The organism is Moorena sp. SIO3E8, from assembly GCF_010692445.1.
GTDB classification, from domain to species: Bacteria; Cyanobacteriota; Cyanobacteriia; order Cyanobacteriales; family Coleofasciculaceae; genus Moorena; species Moorena bouillonii.
In genome coordinates this window covers 1-4,415 of sequence record NZ_JAAHHM010000267.1, presented here as the reverse complement: position 1 = coordinate 4,415, position 4,415 = coordinate 1, and the positions used below count along the sequence as shown (strand labels likewise).

Annotated in this window: 2 protein-coding genes; one reads left to right on the top strand and one right to left on the bottom strand. The window is 44.0% G+C overall.

Annotated features, from left to right (window positions below; genetic code table 11):
• Positions 1–144: 144 nt before the first annotated feature.
• Positions 145–3,327 (bottom strand): SDR family NAD(P)-dependent oxidoreductase, encoded by a 3,183-nt coding sequence (locus F6K46_RS38500; protein WP_293068402.1) that lies wholly within the window; start codon positions 3,325–3,327, stop codon positions 145–147.
• 202 nt (positions 3,328–3,529) lie between these two features.
• On the opposite strand from F6K46_RS38500, the gene F6K46_RS38495 reads away from it, so the two are divergent.
• Complete coding sequence (locus F6K46_RS38495; RefSeq protein ID WP_293068405.1) at positions 3,530–4,342, top strand: transposase; 813 nt, start codon at positions 3,530–3,532, stop codon at positions 4,340–4,342.
• Positions 4,343–4,415 lie beyond the last annotated feature (73 nt).

The window sequence follows — 4,415 nt, the reverse complement described above, 5'->3', positions numbered from 1 at the left end:
GGTAGAATACAGGTAACATTGTCAATAGGTAGGTCTTGTTGAACAAAAGAGACCTATCTTTTTTTTAGCACAAAATGGTGAAAGCTTTACATTTAAAGCTTTTCAGGCTATTTCGTCACCCCTTCAGCCAGTCATCCCATTCAATTAATCAACCCATTGCACACCTAATTGTGCTGCAAATTGTTTAGCAATTTCTTCTGCGTCATCACTGTCTCCTAGGGGTTGGAATGTGGATACTGTTGTGTCTGTAGGGAAGGACTGTTCAGAGGCAAATATCTCGTCTTCATCCTCCTCTTCTATAAACTCTGCCATCAGATAATCCACCAATTTTTTAACCGTGGGATAGTCAAAAGTGAGTGTGGCGGGTAAACGACAGCCCAAGCTATTTTGCAAATTATTTCTCAACTCTACTGATGTCAGAGAACTCATCCCTAAATCGAAAAATCCTTCCTTAACAGAAAATGCCTTCTTTTTCTGGTAGCCCAAGACTTTAGATACTTGAGATTGGATATGAGTTACTAAAAGTTCATAGCGCTGCTCTTTTTCAGCCGCTTTGATTTGTTCCAAGATACTAACTGAGGTTTGCTCTGGCGCTTGCTTTTGGTCAGTTGTTTTCTGGAGGTAAGTGAAGAAAGTACTTTCAACAGGATACTTTGACCAATCAATGGGCATCGCACCAACTTGAGGTACTTTGCTGTTCAACAACTTGGCAAATAGATACATTCCTTGATTAGGGGAGATCATACCAAAACCGATGGCATCCCAACGACTTTGCAGATTGGCATCCAATCGAGTTGCCATCCCAGAAGTAGACCAAGCTCCCCAGTTAATACTAACAGCAGGTAATCCCAATCCCTGTCGGTGATGAAACAATGCATCCATAAAACCATTACCGGCAGCATAATTTCCTTGACCTATTGTGCCTAGAACCGAGGTCATAGAGGAAAAGCAGACAAAAAAGTCCAATGGCATTTCTTTGGTCAGTTGGTGTAAGTTCCAAGCACCTTGAACCTTGGGAGCCATTACTTTGGCAAAGCGTTTCTGGGTTTGGTCTCTGAGCATTCCATCATCTAAAACACCTGCGACATGAACTACCCCTCGTAAAGGAATGTCAGTTTCGGCTATTAGTGTCGTGACGCTATCGGCTTGGGAAATATCAGCTTTAATAATTTTCACCAACGCCCCTTTCTCTTCTAACTGCCTAACTCCTGCTTGTGCTTCTTTTGATACTGCTCCTTTTCGTCCCACTAACAGCAGGTGGCGTGCACCTTGTTCCACCAAGTAATTTGCCACTTGCAGCCCCAATGCACCTAAGCCACCAGTGATTAAATAACGGCCTGATGAATTAATTTCTCCTGGTTGAGCAATATTTTTAGCATCAGCACGTTTTAATCGAGGAACATAACGCTCTCCATCCCGAAAAGCGACTTGCTCTTCTGGTTCTGGGAAGAGGATTTCTTCGAGCAGCATTTCGATTTCATTCACTTGGTGCGAATTCAAATCTATGCAGACAGTTTCTAATTCGGGATGTTCTAAAACCATTACACGGGCTAAGCCCAACAATGGTGCTTGTTGCAGTTGTAAGTTTGTTTTTGTAACTGCTTGGGTATTGCGAGTTACTACCCATAAACGAGGTATTGTTCTCTTGCTGTGCTGGGAAGAAACTTTCGTTAATGCTTGAGTCAAATGCAACATTCCAGTACATAAACCCATTGCTGTGGTGGGAACATCTGACACCTCAGGCTTGCCATCAAGTCCCCACATATAAACTATGCCACGGTAAACGGACTGCTGCTCCTGGTTGACTATTGCGGCAATGAGCCTCTGGAAATCCTCTGGTTCAGTAGGGTTAATTTGATAGTGACCGCCATTTAAGGTAGCAAAAGATGACCCTTGGGAAACAAAGATACAGCGATTACCTTGCTGGTTGAGGAGTTCAGCTAAGGCACTGCTTTCTTCTCCCCCATCGCTAAAGATTAGCCAACTACCTGCTTTAGACCTTTTATTATTCTTGGAGATACGGGGCTTTGCTTCCCAAGCAATTGTGTATAACCAATCGTCAGTTTGATTGGCAAATAGAGCAGTTTCATTGGCACGGCTAACCTGTAGGTTAAGCAAATCCGCCACTGCTATTCCGTTCTCATCTACTAAATGTAAATCAAAAGAGGACAGTACACCGGGGCTGGGCTTACTTGACGGATGAACATGACACCAAACACTTGTGCTGGGCTGACGGAAGAAATTTAGACGCTCTAAGCCAACTAAGAAATAAGTTTTTGTCTCGCTATCAGGACTATCCCCAAGAGCAGCTGCCAAAAGCTGCAAGCAACCATCTAACAGGAGTGGATGTAAGCTGTCATTTGTATTCAGCTCTATTGTCTCAGGTAGTTTAATCTTACCGAGAACTTCTACAGATTCACCTTGAGAACACCACAACTCCTCAATTGTTTGGAAGTTTGACCGATACTCTACTCCCACCTCGCGGAACTTTTGGTAATAATTCTCGATTTCAATCTCTTGGTTAATTTTGTGCTTCAGTTCAGCTAAATCTAGGGAATTTGTTACCCTTGGAGTTTCTCCAGCTAAAATCAACCCTGATAAATGGCGAGTCCAGGTTTCATTCTCATCCACAGGTTCTGAGTTTTTGAGGCTGAAAATCTCAAAATCATACCCTGATTTATGTGGTGTTACCACTAATTGAACCGAGGTTGTTTTTGTGGCATCCAAAACTAGTGGCTGTTCCATCAATAGGTCACTCACCACTAAGGGTGGGTGATTATCCACCTTTCCTGAGGCAAAGATTTGCGCCCCTGCAGCTAAGACAATCTCAACGTAAGCTGCGGTGGGGAAAACAACCTTCTCGTAGATACGATGGTCAGTTAAATAGGTAGGGAAATTAGGGCTAAGTTGACTTTCAAATACAATTTGCTGCTTCAGCGCTGCACTGCGAACACGCTGTCCTAATAGCGGATGGAGGTTTTTCTGTGAACCAGATTTCTGGAGAAGATTTCTTGGTTCTTCTTCAATCCAGTAGCGTTCTCGCTGCCAAGGATAAGTGGGTAAGCTAACTGGACTGTAAGTAGAGTTACCATGGAAACCCTCCCAATCAATACTCACCCCCTGGACATATAATTGCCCCAAAGCCTTCAGTACCTCTTGCCAATCACTTTGTCCTTGCTGGAGCGTCGGTAACCACATGCCATACTCCATGGGTAAACAATGGCGTCCCATTCCCAGGAGAACTGGATTTGGTCCGATCTCCACAAATATCTCTAGCCCTTGGCGATGTAAGGTCTCCATCGCTGCAGCAAACCTAACTGGTTTCATTACAAAAATCCTCGATAGCCGAAAGCCCCGTCACAAAGCGAGCGGGGATGAAGGCTCGCCGTAGGCGACACTTCGTGAACGCAGCGGTCTTTAGCCGCCGTGAAAAAACCTTGACTTTTGCTTGACACTTTTATACAGGAATGCTAATATAAAAGTATATCGTTCGCGTAGGGCGACCGAAGGTCGAGGAGGTCGAGATTCGGTGATTATTTTAGAGTTTAAGGCAAAAGGAAAGGAATCCCAATATTCAGCTATAGACGAAGCCATTCGGACGGTTAAGTTTATCCGAAATAGTTGTATTCGTTTGTGGCTGGACAATAAAGGAACAGGGAAAAGTGACCTTAGCCGGTACTCCAAAATACTGGCTAAAGAATTTCCTTTTGCCAATGAACTGAACTCTACTGCCCGTCAGGCTGCATCTGAGAGGGCATGGTCATCGATTGTTCGTTTCTACGATAACTGCAAGAAAAAGGTTCCAGGCAAGAAGGGTTTTCCTAAATTCCAAAAACGTGCCCGCTGTGTCGAATACAAGAAGTCAGGATGGAAATTATCCCCTGACAAAAAATCGATAACGTTCACGGACAAAAAAGGGATAGGAAAACTCAAACTTAAGGGTACCTGGGACTTGTGGTGCTTCGACAAAAAGCAGATAAACCGGGTCAGGATAGTCAAACGTGCTGATGGGTACTACGTGCAATTTTGCGTTGCAGTCAATGTAAACGAGGAAGTACCTCACACAGGCGAGATGATAGGACTGGACGTAGGACTTAAGGAGTTCTACACAGATTCTAACGGTCATTCCGAACCTAACCCCCGATTTTACAGACAAGGGGAGAAACGTTTAAAGTTTTATCAACGCCGAGTTTCTCGGAAAAAGAAAGGCTCATCCAATCGTCGGAAAGCGATTAATAGATTAGGTAGACAGCATCTTAAAATAAGTAGGCAGCGTGAAGAACATGCAAGTGCGATTCGTTGGTTAGAAACCGAGAATATCGGAGGATTAACCGCAGGGTAACCTCACCCTGACAACTTGGATACCATGTTGGTGAAAATCCAACCCTCACGAAATCTGAGTGACAACCCTACCC

What these genes read in the sequence shown, in the direction of transcription:
- F6K46_RS38500 (WP_293068402.1), bottom strand. Translation starts at nt 3,327, where the DNA reads ATGAAACCAGTTAGGTTTGCTGCAGCGATGGAGACCTTACATCGCCAA.